Source organism: Pseudomonas sp. c313 (genome assembly GCF_055407145.1).
Window position 1 is genome coordinate 89,955 of record NZ_JBUZRD010000008.1, and the last position, 15,173, is coordinate 105,127.

The 15,173-nt window shown below is 60.1% G+C and carries 11 protein-coding genes; 2 read left to right on the plus strand and 9 right to left on the minus strand.

Annotated features, from left to right (window positions below):
• Positions 1 to 60 precede the first annotated feature (60 nt).
• On the minus strand, positions 61 to 621 hold the full coding sequence (locus tag ACZRKZ_RS20435) for a HutD/Ves family protein (protein ID WP_463982563.1): 561 nt from the start codon (positions 619 to 621) through the stop codon (positions 61 to 63).
• A complete protein-coding gene (gene hutC, locus ACZRKZ_RS20440) occupies positions 618 to 1,328 on the minus strand; it encodes a histidine utilization repressor (protein WP_178114394.1) in 711 nt (236 codons plus the stop codon). Before hutC ends, ACZRKZ_RS20435 begins: the two co-directional genes overlap by 4 nt.
• Positions 1,329 to 1,474: 146 nt before the next feature.
• On the opposite strand from hutC, the gene ACZRKZ_RS20445 reads away from it, so the two are divergent.
• The gene (locus ACZRKZ_RS20445; RefSeq protein ID WP_463968990.1) at positions 1,475 to 2,839 is read left to right on the plus strand and encodes a formimidoylglutamate deiminase; all 1,365 of its coding nucleotides are present in this window, start codon (positions 1,475 to 1,477) and stop codon (positions 2,837 to 2,839) included.
• A 36-nt stretch (positions 2,840 to 2,875) separates the two neighbouring features.
• Here the strand turns inward: ACZRKZ_RS20445 and ACZRKZ_RS20450 are convergent, their stop codons facing one another.
• From ACZRKZ_RS20450 to ACZRKZ_RS20475, 6 genes are all read right to left on the minus strand, one after another.
• Positions 2,876 to 3,445, minus strand: a complete 570-nt coding sequence (locus ACZRKZ_RS20450; RefSeq protein WP_463982564.1) for a lipocalin family protein — start codon at positions 3,443 to 3,445, stop codon at positions 2,876 to 2,878.
• A gap of 30 nt (positions 3,446 to 3,475) precedes the next feature.
• Complete coding sequence (locus ACZRKZ_RS20455) at positions 3,476 to 3,730, minus strand: hypothetical protein (RefSeq protein WP_133101272.1); 255 nt, start codon at positions 3,728 to 3,730, stop codon at positions 3,476 to 3,478.
• A gap of 155 nt (positions 3,731 to 3,885) precedes the next feature.
• Complete coding sequence (locus tag ACZRKZ_RS20460; protein WP_149411300.1) at positions 3,886 to 4,896, minus strand: class 1 fructose-bisphosphatase; 1,011 nt, start codon at positions 4,894 to 4,896, stop codon at positions 3,886 to 3,888.
• A gap of 112 nt (positions 4,897 to 5,008) precedes the next feature.
• Positions 5,009 to 6,316, minus strand: a complete 1,308-nt coding sequence (locus ACZRKZ_RS20465; protein WP_463982636.1) for a DUF3999 domain-containing protein — start codon at positions 6,314 to 6,316, stop codon at positions 5,009 to 5,011.
• A 35-nt stretch (positions 6,317 to 6,351) separates the two neighbouring features.
• Positions 6,352 to 9,888, minus strand: coding sequence for a DUF2339 domain-containing protein (locus tag ACZRKZ_RS20470; protein ID WP_463982565.1), 3,537 nt, complete (start codon positions 9,886 to 9,888; stop codon positions 6,352 to 6,354).
• Between the two features lie 126 nt (positions 9,889 to 10,014).
• On the minus strand, positions 10,015 to 12,465 hold the full coding sequence (locus ACZRKZ_RS20475) for a glycogen/starch/alpha-glucan phosphorylase (RefSeq protein ID WP_463968986.1): 2,451 nt from the start codon (positions 12,463 to 12,465) through the stop codon (positions 10,015 to 10,017).
• Positions 12,466 to 12,688: 223 nt separating this feature from the next.
• Here ACZRKZ_RS20475 and ACZRKZ_RS20480 point away from each other — a divergent pair, with 223 nt between their 5' ends.
• Complete coding sequence (locus tag ACZRKZ_RS20480; protein ID WP_133101268.1) at positions 12,689 to 13,123, plus strand: YkgJ family cysteine cluster protein; 435 nt, start codon at positions 12,689 to 12,691, stop codon at positions 13,121 to 13,123.
• 115 nt (positions 13,124 to 13,238) lie between these two features.
• On the opposite strand, the gene typA is transcribed toward ACZRKZ_RS20480, so the two are convergent.
• The gene (gene typA, locus ACZRKZ_RS20485; RefSeq protein ID WP_463968985.1) at positions 13,239 to 15,059 is read right to left on the minus strand and encodes a translational GTPase TypA; all 1,821 of its coding nucleotides are present in this window, start codon (positions 15,057 to 15,059) and stop codon (positions 13,239 to 13,241) included.
• Between the last annotated feature and the right edge of the window lie 114 nt (positions 15,060 to 15,173).

Below are 15,173 nucleotides of genomic sequence, written 5' to 3' on the forward strand. Positions count from 1 at the left end.
AACAGATCGAGAGACCAACGGAAACCAAATGTGGGAGCGGGCTTGCTCGCTCCCACATTTTTAACCGCGTGCAGTCAGTTCGATGACGCAGCATCTGCCAGTAACGGACACGTCCAACAGGCCAGCGTTACCGTCCAATTGCAGGCAATCGTGACGGCCCAATACTTCACCAAGCACCGCCACTTCATCCGTCACACTGAACACCAGCACGGTCTGCGCCTCACTAAAGAAGCGCTGCGCCCCATCCATCCACTGCAACCGCGCCTGATAGCGCTGCGGTGAATAGATCAGGTTGAAATCGCGGATCGGCCCGCCCACCAACTTGCAGGACACCTGGCTTTCACCCTTGAACGGGAACGGATCAAGCGGTAACAACCCACGCGTATCCTGGCCATCCACCGTCAGCACCATGCCCGCTCCTTGCAGCACCGTAATGATCCGCTGATACCCGGAAAAGGTGGAGAACCCGCCCGACTCACCGATATCGGCAATCGACAGGCGCCAGCCAAAACCGTCCAGCCCCTCACCCGCATCACGGGTGATCTCTTCGGTGCTACCGCCGCCGTTCTTCCACGGCATGCGTACGTAATCAGTGGCGCGCCAGACTTTCATCGAACTCATTTACTGAAACGTCCTTCCAGGCGGTGACGGGAGCCGGGGTGGATCAAACGGGCGGCGGTCACCGGCTGGCGGCCGGACCAGGTGCGACGGCGGATCAGCAGGCACGGCTCGCCAGCTTCGATCTGCAGCAGCTTGCATTCCTGGGCGTCAGCGAGGATCGCTTCGACCACGTGCTCGCCTTCGGTCAGCGGCGCCACCTGGTTGAGGTACGCGTAAGGGGTTTGCAAGGTGAAATCCTGGGCCAGGTAGTCCGGCGCCACCTGGGCGTTGACGAAACGATCTTCGATTTGCACCGGAATATCGTTTTCGTAATGCACGATCAGCGAGTGGAAGACCTTCTGCCCTTCGCGCATGTCCAGGGCCACGGCGCGCTCAGAACCGGCAGCTTCTTCGCCCAAGGTGATGACCTTGCAGGTGTGGCGATGGCCGCGGGAGGCGATTTCATCGGCAATGTTGTGCACTTCAAACAACGCAGACTGGCTCTTGGGCTCAGCGACAAAGGTGCCGACGCCCTGCATGCGCACCAGCAGGCCTTCGACAGTCATTTCCCGCAGGGCACGGTTGATGGTCATGCGGCTGAAACCCAATTGGCTCACCAGTTCGCTTTCAGACGGAACGCGGTAGTGCGGCGGCCAGTTTCCGCTGAGGATCTGTTGGCTGATCATCTGTTTGACGCGGGCATACAAGGGCGCCGGACTTTCGTCCATGTGGGCAGCCAGCGGAGACTTGGCGGGCGGAGTCGGCACAGGAAATCCTTGCAGGTGAAAAAAGAAGCCTAGCTTGCCGGAGTTTACCGAGCAGGCAAACGTCTGTATATGTATATACAAATAACACACGATGGGGTGCTTGAACCATGTCCGCTTTCTTTGCCGAACGCGCGCTGCTGCCTAATGGATGGGCCAATGATGTACGTCTTGAAGTCAGCGCCGATGGCCTGCTGACAAAAGTTGAGGCCAACGCCAGCGCGGACGGCGCCGAGCGGCTCAGAGGCCCGCTGTTGCCGGGCATGCCGAACCTGCATTCCCATGCGTTCCAGCGGGCCATGGCCGGGCTGGCAGAAGTGGCCGGCAACCCCAATGACAGCTTCTGGACCTGGCGCGACCTGATGTATCGGATGGTCGGCAAGATCAGCCCCGATCAGTTGCAGATCATCGCCCGCCAGTTGTATATCGAGATGCTCAAGGCCGGTTACACCTCGGTGGCCGAATTTCATTACGTCCACCACGATGTCGACGGCCGGCCCTACGCCGACCCGGCTGAACTGGCGCTGCAGATCAGCCAGGCAGCGGCAAGCGCGGGCATCGGCCTGACCTTGCTGCCGGTGCTGTACAGCCATTCCGGTTTTGGCGGCCAGGCGCCCAATGAAGGCCAGCGCCGTTTTATCAACAGCACCGAGAATTACCTGCAGCTGCAAGCGCGCCTGCAATCGCAGCTGGCGGCACAACCGGCGCAGCACCTGGGCCTGTGCTTCCACTCGTTGCGTGCGGTAACGCCACAACAGATCAGCGACGTATTGGCCGCCAGCAACAAGGCGTGCCCGGTGCATATCCACATCGCCGAACAGCAGAAGGAAGTCGACGACTGCCTCAGTTGGAGCGGTCGCCGCCCTCTGCAATGGCTGTATGAAAACACCGAAGTCGATCAACGCTGGTGCCTGGTACACGCTACCCACGCCAACCCGGAAGAAGTGACATTGATGGCCAGGAGCCGGGCGATTGCCGGCTTGTGCCTGACTACCGAAGCCAACCTGGGCGATGGGGTTTTTCCGGCGGTGGACTTCCTCGCTCAGGGTGGGCGCATGGGCATTGGTTCCGACAGCCATGTCTCGCTGAGCGTAGTGGAAGAATTGCGTTGGCTGGAATATGGCCAGCGCCTTCGGGATCAGCGGCGTAACCGGCTGTACCGCAGTGATCAACCGATGGTCGGCCGCACGCTTTACGACGCCGCGCTGGACGGCGGCGCCGAGGCACTGGGGCAGCCGATTGGCAAACTGCAAGTCGGCAAACGTGCCGATTGGCTGGTGCTGGACGGTAACGACCCGTACCTGGCGACAGCTCATGAAGACGCGATTCTCAATCGCTGGTTGTTTGCCGGCGGTGATCGGCAGGTGCGGGATGTACTGGTCAACGGCCAGTGGGTGATTCGCGACGGGCGTCATGCTGGCGAAGAAGACAGCAGCCGAGCGTTTACCCAGGTCTTGCGGGATTTACTGGGCTGAAAAAAACGCCGCCTGAATCAGGCGGCGTTTTTTTATTTACTGCGAAGTCTTCGACATCTGCTTGTCCGACGTGCGCCAGATCAAGCGGGTAGTGTCGTAACCCTGTTGCCGTGCCCTGCTCAGCAGGTCTTCACGGGTTTCGGCGCTGACCGTCGGTGTGCGTGACAGCAGCCACATGTAGCGCCGGCTCGGGCTACCGACGATGGCAGTCTTGTAGTCATCGCTGATGTACAACACCCAGTAATCACCCTTGGCGATGCCCGGTAGCAGTGCGGTAAACCAGTTATTGAATTCGACCCAAAGCTTGTCAGTCTTGCCTTCGACCTGCGGCGTGGCTGTGCCCTTGGCTTCTTCCCACTTCCAGTCTTCGGTCAGGCAACGGTTATATACCGCCAGGTTGCCGTCGGGCAGCAGGGAGTAGCGGGCTTCAGACTGCGCACAGTTGCGCTGGAAATACATCGGCAATCGAGCCAGCTCATACCAGGTGCCCTGGTAACGCTTGAGGTTGACGCTGCCAACGGTCTTGGGTTGCAGATCATCGCCAGAATGGCTGGCGCAGCCCGCCAAAAACAGGCTGGCGCAGAGGTATAGAACAAAACGCATCATTGTTTTTCTCCCGCAGGCTTGCGCCCCGGTTTACTTCAGGCCTTGCCCGGAAAACATCAGAACTTTGTCACCGGCGTATTGCACGCTGATAAAGCTGTTTTTGTCGCCCCATGTGCAGCTGGACATGCCCAGCGCGCCGGAACAATCAGTCGGCTTACCCAGCAGCGATTCCACCTCGGCCTTGGGCATTCCCGCCGACAGCTTCGCGTAATTTTCCTGGGTGACCTTGCTGCAAGCGGCCAGCAGCACGCAAAAACACAACAGGGCGAGACGGCGTAACGACATGGAATAACTCCTGGAGAGACGAAGCAGCATGGGTATCTGCCAGAAGCTTAGAAGGAAAAAGGGGTGTCTGGTTCCCGACAAGCGAAAACAAAAAAGCCCCGAAAACGCTGAAACGTTTCGGGGCTTTTTATTAGCTCAAAACCGACCTTAAAAAATCAGTCCTTGTGGTAACCGGTCACACGTTCCACTTCTTCTTTCGAACCGAGGAATACCGCCACACGCTGGTGCAGGCCCTCCGGCTGAATGTCGAGAATGCGCTGATGGCCGTCGGTGGAGACACCACCAGCCTGCTCGACCAGGAACGACATCGGGTTAGCTTCGTACATCAGGCGCAGTTTGCCTGGCTTGGACGGCTCGCGGCTGTCGCGCGGGTACATAAACAGGCCGCCACGAGTCAGGATACGGTGTACGTCGGCGACCATCGCGGCGACCCAGCGCATGTTGAAGTCCTTCTTCAACGGGCCGGTTTCGCCTTCCAGCAGTTCTTTGACGTAACGCTGCACCGGCGCTTCCCAATGACGCTGGTTGGACATGTTGATCGCGAATTCCTGGGTATCTTCCGGAATCTTGATGTCTTCGTGGGTCAGTACGAAGCTGCCCATTTCGCGGTCCAGGGTGAACCCTTTGACGCCGTCGCCCAGGGTCAGCACCAGCATGGTCTGCGGGCCGTAGATCGCGTAACCGGCACACACTTGCTGGGTGCCTGGTTGCAGGAAGGCTTTTTCGTTGAGGTTTTCGTTCTGGGTCAGGTATTCGTTCGGGCAACGCAGTACCGAGAAGATGGTGCCGACCGACACGTTGACGTCAATGTTCGACGAGCCGTCCAGTGGGTCGAACACCAGCAGGTAGGCGCCTTTCGGGTATTTGCCCGGAATCTGGTAGGCATTGTCCATTTCTTCGGACGCCATGCCGGCCAGGTGACCACCCCATTCGTTGGCTTCAAGCAGGATTTCGTTGGAAATCACGTCGAGCTTCTTCTGCACTTCGCCTTGTACGTTTTCAGTGCCCATGCTGCCCAGGACGCCGTCCAGCGCGCCTTTGGAGACGGCGTGGCTGATTTCCTTGCAAGCACGCGCCACCACTTCGATAAGGAAGCGCAGATCGGCAGGCGTGTTGTTGCTGCGGGTCTGCTCGATCAAATAGCGACTCAGGGTAACGCGGGACATGGACGGCTCCGGAGAATGGGGGGGCTAAAAACCCGCGCAGTTTAGCGCGAGTCGGGGCGTATTTCCTCCTATCAGACGAGATAACGCCGATAGAGTTCATGCAGGGCCTGCGTCAAGACTTGGCCGGCGGCTTGCGCAACAAACTGTTGGCCATCGCCCCAAGAGCCGCCACGCCCAGCAGCAGCACGGCCCATAAGCCTATCGTCTTCCAGTTCATCCCCGTTGGCGCAGGTGCGACAGTGGAGTTGACTACCAGCTCCCCCACCATCCTGGCCTGACCCAAACTGGCCAAGCGCTTTGCGTTGTAATCGGGAATCAGCGTCGACAACGGCAAGTTGGCCGCTTTGACTGAAGGGTTGCCCAGCACCAGGGTAAACGGCGGCTCGCCCCGCGCCAGGAACACCAATTGCGTGGCCCTCACCGCAAAGGTCAATGCTGGCGCCTCAGCGCCCAGGCCACCGCCCCGCTCGTCCACTTCAAGCTTGAGCTGTTGAACGGTCTGCCCCGGTAACTGCAACTCGTCCTGCACCACTTCCTGGCCATTCTGCGTCAGCCGGTAGAGCAAGCCGCTGCTCAATGGCTGCCAGGCCTGACTGCTTTCACGGCGTCCGTACAAGGTCACAGGCGCCAGGCTGTTGGACTGACTCAGCTGAATACGCAAGCGCTCAACGTTCAGCCCGGCGGGCAATTGCCAGCTGTATTCGCCCGTCTTCAGGCGGTTGCCCGCCAGAGGCTGGGACCACACCAAGGGCAAGGGCAGGCTGCTGGTGCTTTGCAGTTGGACGGACGTCAACGTCGGCGCCGCCTGGCCTTTCCACAACAACCGAAGATAGCGGGCCGACTGCCCCGGCAAGCCGACTTCATGCTGCTCGACCCGTTCGTCGGCAAACGCCAGTCGTGCCACCTGCCCTTCGCCCCAGGATTGCCAGTGCTGCAAATCATCACTGGCTTCGATGCTGAAACGCTGAAAGCCGTCGCGCTCGCTGGTCCAGTCGAGGATCAATTGCTGCAACGGCCTCTTGATCGCACTGGCGTCGAGCAACCAGCCGCGCAGCACTTCTTCGCCGGCTTCCACCTGGCTCGCGGGCTGCACCTCCACCAGAGTGCCGCTGGCGCTCGACTGCACGCGTACGCTGGGCACCGTTTCGCTGGCATCGGCCAAGGCATACAGCGGGAACCACTTCACATTGGTGAGGCTGCGACTTTCGCTGCGTTGCGCAGACTCCCGTGCCAGGGCGTAGGCCTGGGGTTCGCCGGCAGCGTTGAATACGCGCACATCGCTGAGGTCGACCTGCCGGGCGCTCAGTTGCACTGCCAACGGTAATTCAAGTCGATACCATGGGCCTTCGCCGCTGACGGTTAGCGGCACCTGGGTGGTGAAGTCGGCGGGCGCTTCCCGAGCCCATGCGGATAACGTCATACACAGGCCCAATACCGCCACGCTCAGCTTACCGATCAAGAGGAAGCTCCTTGAGTTTCAATCACAGGTTCGGCGCGCTTGGGCGGCAGCGGTGCGAAATAACCCACCACCAGCAACAGCCCACCCACACCGATAAACGACACGATCCGCGCCAGACCGCCACGGTTGCTCAGTTCGACGAAGAACAATTTGGCGACCACCACGGCAATCAGCGCCGCGCCGATCAGCCAGACTTCCCGGCGATGGCGCAGGTGGCCGCCGATCATCAGGCTCAGGGCAATCAGGGTCCAGACAATCGACAAGCCGGCCTGGACCAGCATCGACTCCAGCAACACATCCAGATGGAACGGCACACCGCTCCAATGGTGAGCGGTGCGCATCACCAGCGCGGTGAAGAAGGCGAACAGCGAGACTCCAGCGATTCCCTGGGCAATCTGCTCGCCACGCGGCCCCATGTGTGGAACCGCGCTGCGTGCCCACAGGTAGACGCCCAGCAGCGCAAACAGCAGGCCCAAATCCAGCGGATTGAGCAACGGCACGTAAGGCAGCGGCTCGGCAGTCCCGTCGCTGAAGATATTGGCCAGCCAGAACCAGCCAAGCATCAGCACCGCCAGAGGCAGCGCCGCGTAGAAACGGTATTGGCGAGGATAAGCCGACACCGGCCACGGCCAACTGCGCGGCGCGGCGGCCAGCACCAGATACAGACTCGGCAGGATCGCCCAACCCAGCCAGCGCCAGGCGTTGTACTGCTCGGACAGCAGCAACAGACCGTAACGCAGCTCCAGCGCCAGCACGCCGATCAGCAACCAGCAGCCAAGCACATGAGCCGCGCCCAGGGCTTTTTCCGGCAGTGTCAGCGCCAGGCGCCGCAGCGAGACAAAGTGCACGGCGAACACCGCGACCCAGGCAAGCCAGGCGAAATCCGCAGCCGGGTGATAGCGCGAATGCCAGGACGCCAGCAACACCACGCCGGCCGCTGGAATCAGCAGCGTGCACAACCATCCCAGCGAGGCCCATTGCAGACGCAAGGCCAATACCGCCCAGATCGCCACGCTCAACGCCGCTACTGCCAACAGCAAGGTGCCTTGCAGCGCCAGCGGCGCGAAACGCAGCACTTCGCCGATCAGCGCCAACGCCCACCAGGCCGCACCCCACACCAGCAGCAGGTCCGACAGGCGCTGCAATTTCAATGCCTCGAACACCGGCGCATGCAGGCCGCGCTGCAAACGCCAGGCGCCCACCAGCGCCGCCAGCCCCAACACCATCGGCGTCCAGAAACCGCTATGGCCCAGAGGCCGCAAGCCTTCGCTGGTCAACGGCCCTAGCAGGTCCGGCGCCGCCAACAGAAACGATCCACCGCCAATCACTTGCAGCAACAGCCCGAAGACAAAGCTGACCCGCTGTTGCAGGTACAGGCTCAACCAGATGATCAACAAACCGCTAGCCGCCCACACGCCGCTGGCGGTCTGCCATGGCAATACAAATAGCACCGCCAGATTGATCAGCACCAATCCGGCCAACAGCACCACCGACAGGCCTCGCAACAAACGCACATCGCTGCGCACCATATCGTCACGCGCCGCCAGCAGCATGCCGCCCACCAGGGCCAGGCCGATCAGCGAGGCCGTGAGTAATCCGCTCCAACCGGCATTGAACACGGCCGCCGAGTCTGCGCTGGCGCCTTGCAGACGCAGCAAAAACAGTGCGCCGCCCAGCAGTTGCACGGTAAATGCGCTGAACAGGAACGTGCGCGAGCCGATGCGTAGGCCGACAAACAACGTCACCAGGCCGGCCAGCGCCCAACTGATGGCAGTGCCGTGGGTCGACAGCAGCAGTGGCGCGAGCAAATACACAAAGCCCAGGCCGACACTGGCCAGTACCGGCAAACCTTGACGTTCCCAACCTGAAGCCTGCTCCAACGGGGCCTTGCGCAGTTGATAGAAACTGAACAACAACGCCGCCCCCAACAGCAATGCACCCAATGGCGCACCGTCCAGCAGGCTGTTGTCGCCGACCCGCAGCTCACTGAGGAACGCCAGCGCCGAACCGATCTGCAACAGTAAGCCAAACACCCGCGCAAATGGTCGTTGCTGGCGCAAGCCGAGCCAGAAAATCCCAGCGCCCTCGACAGCCCAAGCCGCTGCCGTCCAACGCGCATCCAGCCCGAGAGGAATCGCCAGGCTGGCAAAGATCACCCCCAGCGCCAGGCAGGTTTCCGCCAGCAGCAAGGCGCGGCCGCCGCTGAGCAGACGCGCCAACCCCATATAAATAATGCCCAACGCCAACGCACTGAAAGCGGCGGCAAATTCCAGGTGCTGCACCAGCGCAAACTGCAAGCCAAAGCCCACCAGCGGCGGACCAAATAGCATGCTGCCGTCAACATAGTCACCCTTGGCCGCCGACCAACGCAGCAACGCGCCACGGCTTTCATCCTCGGGAGCGTCGGTCATCTCCAGCAATTTGCGCCGGGCGAACAACAGGCCGATGGCCAGGTACATCAGGAAAAATAGAATCAGGAACGGTTCGGTGCTCCACAGCAGCTCAGGCGTATAGGAGCGCATGCCCCAGGCGAAGCCGATGCCGAAGGTGCCGACAAAGCCAATCAGGTTGAGCAAGCGCCAGGCCTTGAACCAGGCAATGGCGAGGATGCCGGCGTTGAGCAGGGCGAAGTAGCTGAACAACGCCACATGGTTGCCGGCGCCGGTCGAGGTGAGGATCGGCGCGGCAAACCCGCCAAGGGCAGCAGCGCAGGCCAGGCCGAGGGCGTCCTGGGTGATCGCCAGAATCGCCGAGAACACGGTCACCGCGACCAGCAAACCGAGGGCGGCACCGGGATCAAGCAGCGGATGCAAACGCATGGCGGCGAACACCGTCAGGTACAACACGGCGATGCCGGTGCCTTGCAGCATCAACCCGTAGTTGCTGTTGCGCAGCCGCAGCCACCAACCCAGACCGAGCAGGCCCACGGCACAGGCGGCAACCCCGGCGTAGCGCAGCTCCACCGGGACGACCATGCCTTCGGTGGCGTAGCGCAGCAAAAAGGCCAGGCCAAGGAACAACAACACCACGCCGACCCGCAGCACCGTATTGCCGCCAAACAGCCAGCTGCGCGCGCCGCTGATGGCGCGCTCGATCAGGTTGGGGCCACGGGGGGTGACGGGCGCAGCAGGTTGCGTCGCCGGCGCAGGTTTCCAGGCATCATCCGGCAACGGACGGCTTGGCTCAACCGCCGCTGAATAGACCGGCTCCAACTCGATGGGCAGCTCCCAGACCAGCTCGGGAGCTGTCGGCAAAGGTGGCGGCTCGGAAATCGAGGGTTCAACAAATACACTGGGCGCGACCAGCACAGCCTCAGGTTTTTCCAGCTGTGCCAGGCGTTGTTCCAGAGACTTCAACGCCTTTTGGGCGGTCTCCAACTGACGGCCCTGCTCGTCGGTGCGCGAAGCCAGCATCGACAGGCGAATCGCCTGGCCAATGCCCAGACCCAGCAGCGCACCAATGCCCGCATCACTGAACGACTCATCGAGTGTCCAGCCGAGCACCAGGCCAATCAGCATGAAAATCCATTGCATGGTCGATATCCCTAAGCAGCCCGGAGCGGGCGGAACCGCCGCTTAGTATATCGAGGGAGGAGCCGCAAACCGCAAGTTATAAGCTTCAAATTTGTCGCTCAAGGCTTGAAGCTTACGGCTGCCGTCCTAGTCCAACGCTTTCCAGATCTCTGTTGCGTACTCCCTGATGGTCCGGTCGGATGAGAACCAGCCCATCCGCGAGGTATTAAGCACCGCCGAGCGCCACCATTCCTTGGAGTCGTGCCAATGGGCCTCGACTCGCGCCTGAGCATCCCAATAGGAATCGAAGTCGGCGCATACCAGGAAGCGGTCGTAGTCGATCAAAGAATCGATCAAGCCGGCATAACGGCCCGGATCATCCGGCGAGAACACCCCGCCGCGAATCGCTTGCAGCACATCGTTCAAGCGATGAGACGCGGCAATTTCCGGCCCTGCGTTGAACTCGCCGGCGTGTTTGCGCGCTTCTACCTGCTGGGCGCTGAGGCCGAAGATAAACATGTGTTCGGCACCCACACGCTCGTGCATCTCGACGTTGGCACCATCCATCGTGCCGATGGTCAGCGCGCCGTTGAGGCCGAACTTCATGTTACTGGTGCCTGACGCCTCGAAGCCGGCGGTGGATATCTGCTCCGACAGGTCGGCAGCGGGAATGATGCTTTCCGCCAGGCTGACGTTGTAGTTGGGCAGGAACACCACCTTGAGCAGGCCGCGCACGGTCGGGTCGTTGTTGACGGTACGGGCGATGTCGTTGGTCAGCTTGATGATCAACTTGGCCTGGTGATAACTGGCCGCCGCCTTGCCAGCGAAGATCTTCACCCGTGGCACCCAGTCGGTTTCCGGCTCGGCACGGATCGCCTGGTACAGAGCGACGGTGTGCAGCAGGTTCAACAGTTGGCGCTTGTATTCGTGGATGCGTTTGACCTGCACATCGAACATCGCCGCCGGGTTGACCGAAATCCCCAGGCGCTCATGAATGATGTCGGCCAATGCCCTTTTACTGTGCAGACGCTGTTCGGCGAAGGCTTTGCGAAACGCTTGTTTCTCGGCGAAGGTTTCCAACTCCACCAGGCGCTGCTCGCAAGTGTCGAGAATGTCCGGACCTAATGCCTCGACCAACATCGCCGTGAGCTTGGGGTTGGCCTGGTACAACCAGCGGCGAAAGGTGATGCCGTTGGTCTTGTTGTTGATCCGGTCCGGGTAAAGCTTGTGCATCTCGGAAAACACCGTGCTGCGCATCAATTGCGTGTGCAAACCGGATACGCCATTAACGCTGTGGGAACCCAGGAACGCCAGGTTGCCCATGCGCACGCGGCGGCCGTTGTCTTCTTCGATCAGTGAGACAGCGCGGAGCACGTCGAAATCGTGGATGCCCTTGGCCCGCAGCGAGTCGATGTGCTGGGCATTGATCAGGTAAATGATCTGCATGTGCCGAGGCAGCATGCGTTCCATCAGGACCACTGGCCAGGTTTCCAGGGCTTCGGGAAGCAAGGTGTGGTTGGTGTAGGACAGCGTTTCGACGGTGACCTGCCAGGCCGCATCCCAGGCTATGTCGTGCAAGTCCACCAGTTGGCGCATCAACTCGGCCACGGCGATGGACGGGTGGGTGTCATTGAGTTGGATCGCCGCGTGTTCGCCCAGGCTCAGTACCGAGCCGTGCATGTTCTTGTGGCGGCGCAGCAGGTCCTGCAGCGAGGCCGAGACGAAAAAGTATTCCTGGCGCAGGCGCAGTTCCTGCCCCGCATCGGTGCTGTCTGCCGGGTAGAGCACTCGTGAGATGCTTTCGGCCCGCGCCACTTCAGCGACAGCACCCAAGTGATCACCCGCGTTGAAGCGCTCAAGGTGCAAATCTTCCACCGCTCGCGCACGCCACAGCCTCAGGGTGTTGACGCTGGCACCACGCCAGCCGACCACTGGCGTGTCGTAGGCCACCGCGCGCACGGTCTCATTGGGCGACCAGACCTGGATCGGCTTGCCGGACGCGTCCAGCACCGTTTCCACGCCACCACCAAAACCAATGGGGTAAATCACTTCCGCCCGCTCGAACTCCCAAGGGTTGCCGAAATCCAGCCAGCGCTCGGTCTGCTCCTGCTGCCAGCCATCGACAATCGCCTGGCGGAACAAACCGTGTTCATAACGAATGCCATAACCGTGGCCAGCAATGCCCAAGGTCGACATGCTTTCCATAAAGCACGCCGCCAGACGGCCAAGACCACCGTTGCCAAGGGCCGCATCGGGCTCCAGCAGGCGAATGCGCTCCATGTCCACACCCAACTCGCTCATCGCTTCGCGCGCCACGTCCAGCAGGCCGAGGTTGCTCAGGCTATCGTAGAGCAGGCGGCCGATAAGGAATTCGAGGGAGAGGTAATAGACCCGTTTCTGGCCCTTGCGGTAAATGTTGCGGGTGTGGTCCATCCAGTGTTCCACCATATGGTCCCGGGCAGCCAGGGCAATGGCTTCAAACCAGTCATGATCGAACGCGTGATCCGGGTCCTTGCCCACCGCGTAGGTGAGTTTGGTCAAGACAGCATCGCGGAATGCGGCTACCTCTGCTTCTCGTACAAGCGGTTCCTGAGACATTGATGCGACCTCGGGCGAGATAGAAGGAGTTGCTAGAGCCTAGTCGGTCTGACCCACCGCAGACGCTCTGGTTCGGCAGTTTTTTCATTCATTCGCATTTACCGAAAAGGATGCAGGGGCCGTGCCCGAACGTCCTTTGAGCCGAAATCTTCGAAATATTGTTCAAAAAACCACCAATCCCGGTATGATCCCGCGCCCGGACAAAGCCCCTCTTGGAAACCTGATGAAGCCTCAACTGATTGCCGCCGCCGAACTCGACCGTCTCGAGACTTGGCAGAAGTACTCCAGCCATATGTGCGGCGGCTGCGTGTCCAGCTGCTGCACGCTGCCAGTTGAGGTGAAGATCAAGGATTTGATCCGCATTGGCATCGTCGATGAGTTCGAGCGCGGTGATCCGCCAAAGAACATCGCCAAGCGTTTGCAGAAGGAAGGGATCGTCGAGCGCTATAACCAGAAGTCCGAGATCTTCACCCTGCAGCGCATGAGCAATAACGATTGCCTGTACCTGGATCGTAAAAGCCGCTTTTGTACTATTTATGACAAGCGTCCGGATACTTGCCGCAATCACCCCAAGATTGGCCCGCGGCCTGGGTATTGTGCGTACAAGCCCAAGGAAGTGGTGCGCGATACCAAGGTTCGGGTTCTGGAAAAGTTCTAAACCGATACCTTGTGGCGAGGGAGCAAGGTATTCACCGACCATTAAAGCCCAGACAAACAAAAACGCCCCCGACCTTGCGGTCGGGGGCGTTTTTTTTGCCAGCTAACTAAATAACTTAGTTACCGGACTTCTTCGCAGCGCGGGTACGCTCGCTTTCGCCCAGGATCTTCTTGCGAAGACGGATGGACTTAGGAGTGACTTCGCACAATTCGTCTTCTTGAACGAATTCCAGAGCCTGCTCCAGGGTGAAGCGGATAGGCGGAACCAGAGCGATGGTTTCGTCTTTACCCGAAGCACGCATGTTGTCGAGCTTCTTGCCTTTGGTTGGGTTAACGCCCAGGTCGTTGTCGCGGCTGTTGATGCCGACGATTTGACCTTCGTACACGTCTTCACCGTGACCCAGGAACAGTTTGCCGCGAGCTTGCAGGGTTTCCAGCGAGTAAGTCAGAGCCTTACCGGTAGCAACCGAAACCAGCACGCCGTTTTGACGGCCGGACATGTCGCCGGACTTCATCACGTCGTAACGGTCGAAGATCGAGGTCAGGATGCCTGCACCGGAGGTCAGGGTCAGGAACTCGTTACGGAAACCGATCAGGCCACGAGCCGGGATGTTGTACTCAAGGCGCACACGGCCCTTGCCATCCGGAACCATGTTGGTCAGGTCGCCTTTACGGATACCGATCTGTTCCATGATCGCGCCCTGGGATTCTTCCGGCAGGTCGATGGTCACGTTTTCGTACGGTTCGTGCTTAACGCCGTCAACCAGACGAATGATCACTTCCGGACGACCAACACCCATTTCGAAGCCTTCGCGACGCATGGTTTCGATCAGTACCGAGAGGTGCAGCTCACCACGGCCGGAGACTTTGAACTTGTCGGCGGTGTCGCCTTCTTCAACGCGCAGAGCAACGTTGAACAGCAGTTCCTTGTCCAGACGTTCCTTGATGTTACGGCTGGTGACGAACTTGCCTTCTTTACCGCAGAAAGGTGAGTCGTTTACCTGGAAGGTCATCGAAACGGTTGGTTCGTCAACGGTCAGCGGCTTCATCGCTTCAACATTCAGTGGGTCGCACAGAGTGTCGGAAATGAACAGCTGGTCGAAGCCGCTGATGCAGACGATGTCGCCGGCAGCTGCTTCGTCAACGTCGATACGGTGCAGACCGTGGTGACCCATCAACTTCAGGATACGACCGTTACGGCGCTTGCCGTCAATGTCGATAGCCACAACTTGAGTGTTCGGCTTGACGCGACCACGAGCGATACGGCCAACGCCGATAACACCCAGGAAGCTGTTGTAGTCCAGTGCCGAGATTTGCATCTGGAACGGGCCGTCACGGTCAACTTGTGGAGCCGGGACGTGGTCAACAATGGCCTGATACAGCGGGGTCATGTCTTCAGCCATGTCGGTGTGTTCCAGACCGGCAATGCCGTTCAGGGCCGAGGCGTAGACGACTTTGAAGTCCAACTGTTCTTCGGTAGCACCGAGGTTGTCGAACAGGTCGAAGATCTGGTCCAGAACCCAGTCCGGACGTGCGCCTGGACGGTCAACCTTGTTGATCACCACGATTGGACGCAGGCCGGCTTCGAAAGCCTTCTTGGTCACGAAACGGGTTTGCGGCATAGGGCCGTCTTGAGCGTCAACCAGCAGCAGAACGGAGTCAACCATCGACATTACGCGTTCAACTTCGCCGCCGAAGTCGGCGTGGCCCGGGGTGTCCACGATGTTGATGTGGTAGCCGTTCCAGTTGATGGCGGTGTTTTTCGCCAAAATGGTAATACCGCGCTCTTTCTCCTGGTCGTTGGAGTCCATCACGCGCTCGTCGTTAAGCTCGTTGCGCTCCAGAGTGCCGGATTGACGCAAGAGTTTGTCTACCAGGGTGGTTTTACCATGGTCAACGTGAGCAATGATGGCGATGTTGCGTAGATTTTCGATCACTTGTGTATCTCGATCAGAGGATTCGGTGTGCTGACAGGTCGTGGCAGCGATTAACAGTAGAGTCAGGCCTTGCCGTTACAGCTTGACGGCAGAGTCGGGGGGCCGGTGACGCAG

Excerpts from the sequence above, each read along its gene's own strand:
- ACZRKZ_RS20480 (WP_133101268.1), top strand. The coding sequence starts at position 12,689 with ATGAAGCCTCAACTGATTGCCGCCGCCGAACTCGACCGTCTCGAGACT.
- ACZRKZ_RS20460 (WP_149411300.1), bottom strand. The coding sequence starts at position 4,896 with ATGTCCCGCGTTACCCTGAGTCGCTATTTGATCGAGCAGACCCGCAGC.
- ACZRKZ_RS20435 (WP_463982563.1), bottom strand. The coding sequence starts at position 621 with ATGAGTTCGATGAAAGTCTGGCGCGCCACTGATTACGTACGCATGCCG.
- hutC (WP_178114394.1), bottom strand. The coding sequence starts at position 1,328 with ATGGACGAAAGTCCGGCGCCCTTGTATGCCCGCGTCAAACAGATGATC.
- ACZRKZ_RS20450 (WP_463982564.1), bottom strand. The coding sequence starts at position 3,445 with ATGATGCGTTTTGTTCTATACCTCTGCGCCAGCCTGTTTTTGGCGGGC.
- ACZRKZ_RS20455 (WP_133101272.1), bottom strand. The coding sequence starts at position 3,730 with ATGTCGTTACGCCGTCTCGCCCTGTTGTGTTTTTGCGTGCTGCTGGCC.
- ACZRKZ_RS20475 (WP_463968986.1), bottom strand. The coding sequence starts at position 12,465 with ATGTCTCAGGAACCGCTTGTACGAGAAGCAGAGGTAGCCGCATTCCGC.
- ACZRKZ_RS20445 (WP_463968990.1), top strand. The coding sequence starts at position 1,475 with ATGTCCGCTTTCTTTGCCGAACGCGCGCTGCTGCCTAATGGATGGGCC.
- ACZRKZ_RS20470 (WP_463982565.1), bottom strand. The coding sequence starts at position 9,888 with ATGCAATGGATTTTCATGCTGATTGGCCTGGTGCTCGGCTGGACACTC.
- ACZRKZ_RS20465 (WP_463982636.1), bottom strand. The coding sequence starts at position 6,316 with ATGACGTTATCCGCATGGGCTCGGGAAGCGCCCGCCGACTTCACCACC.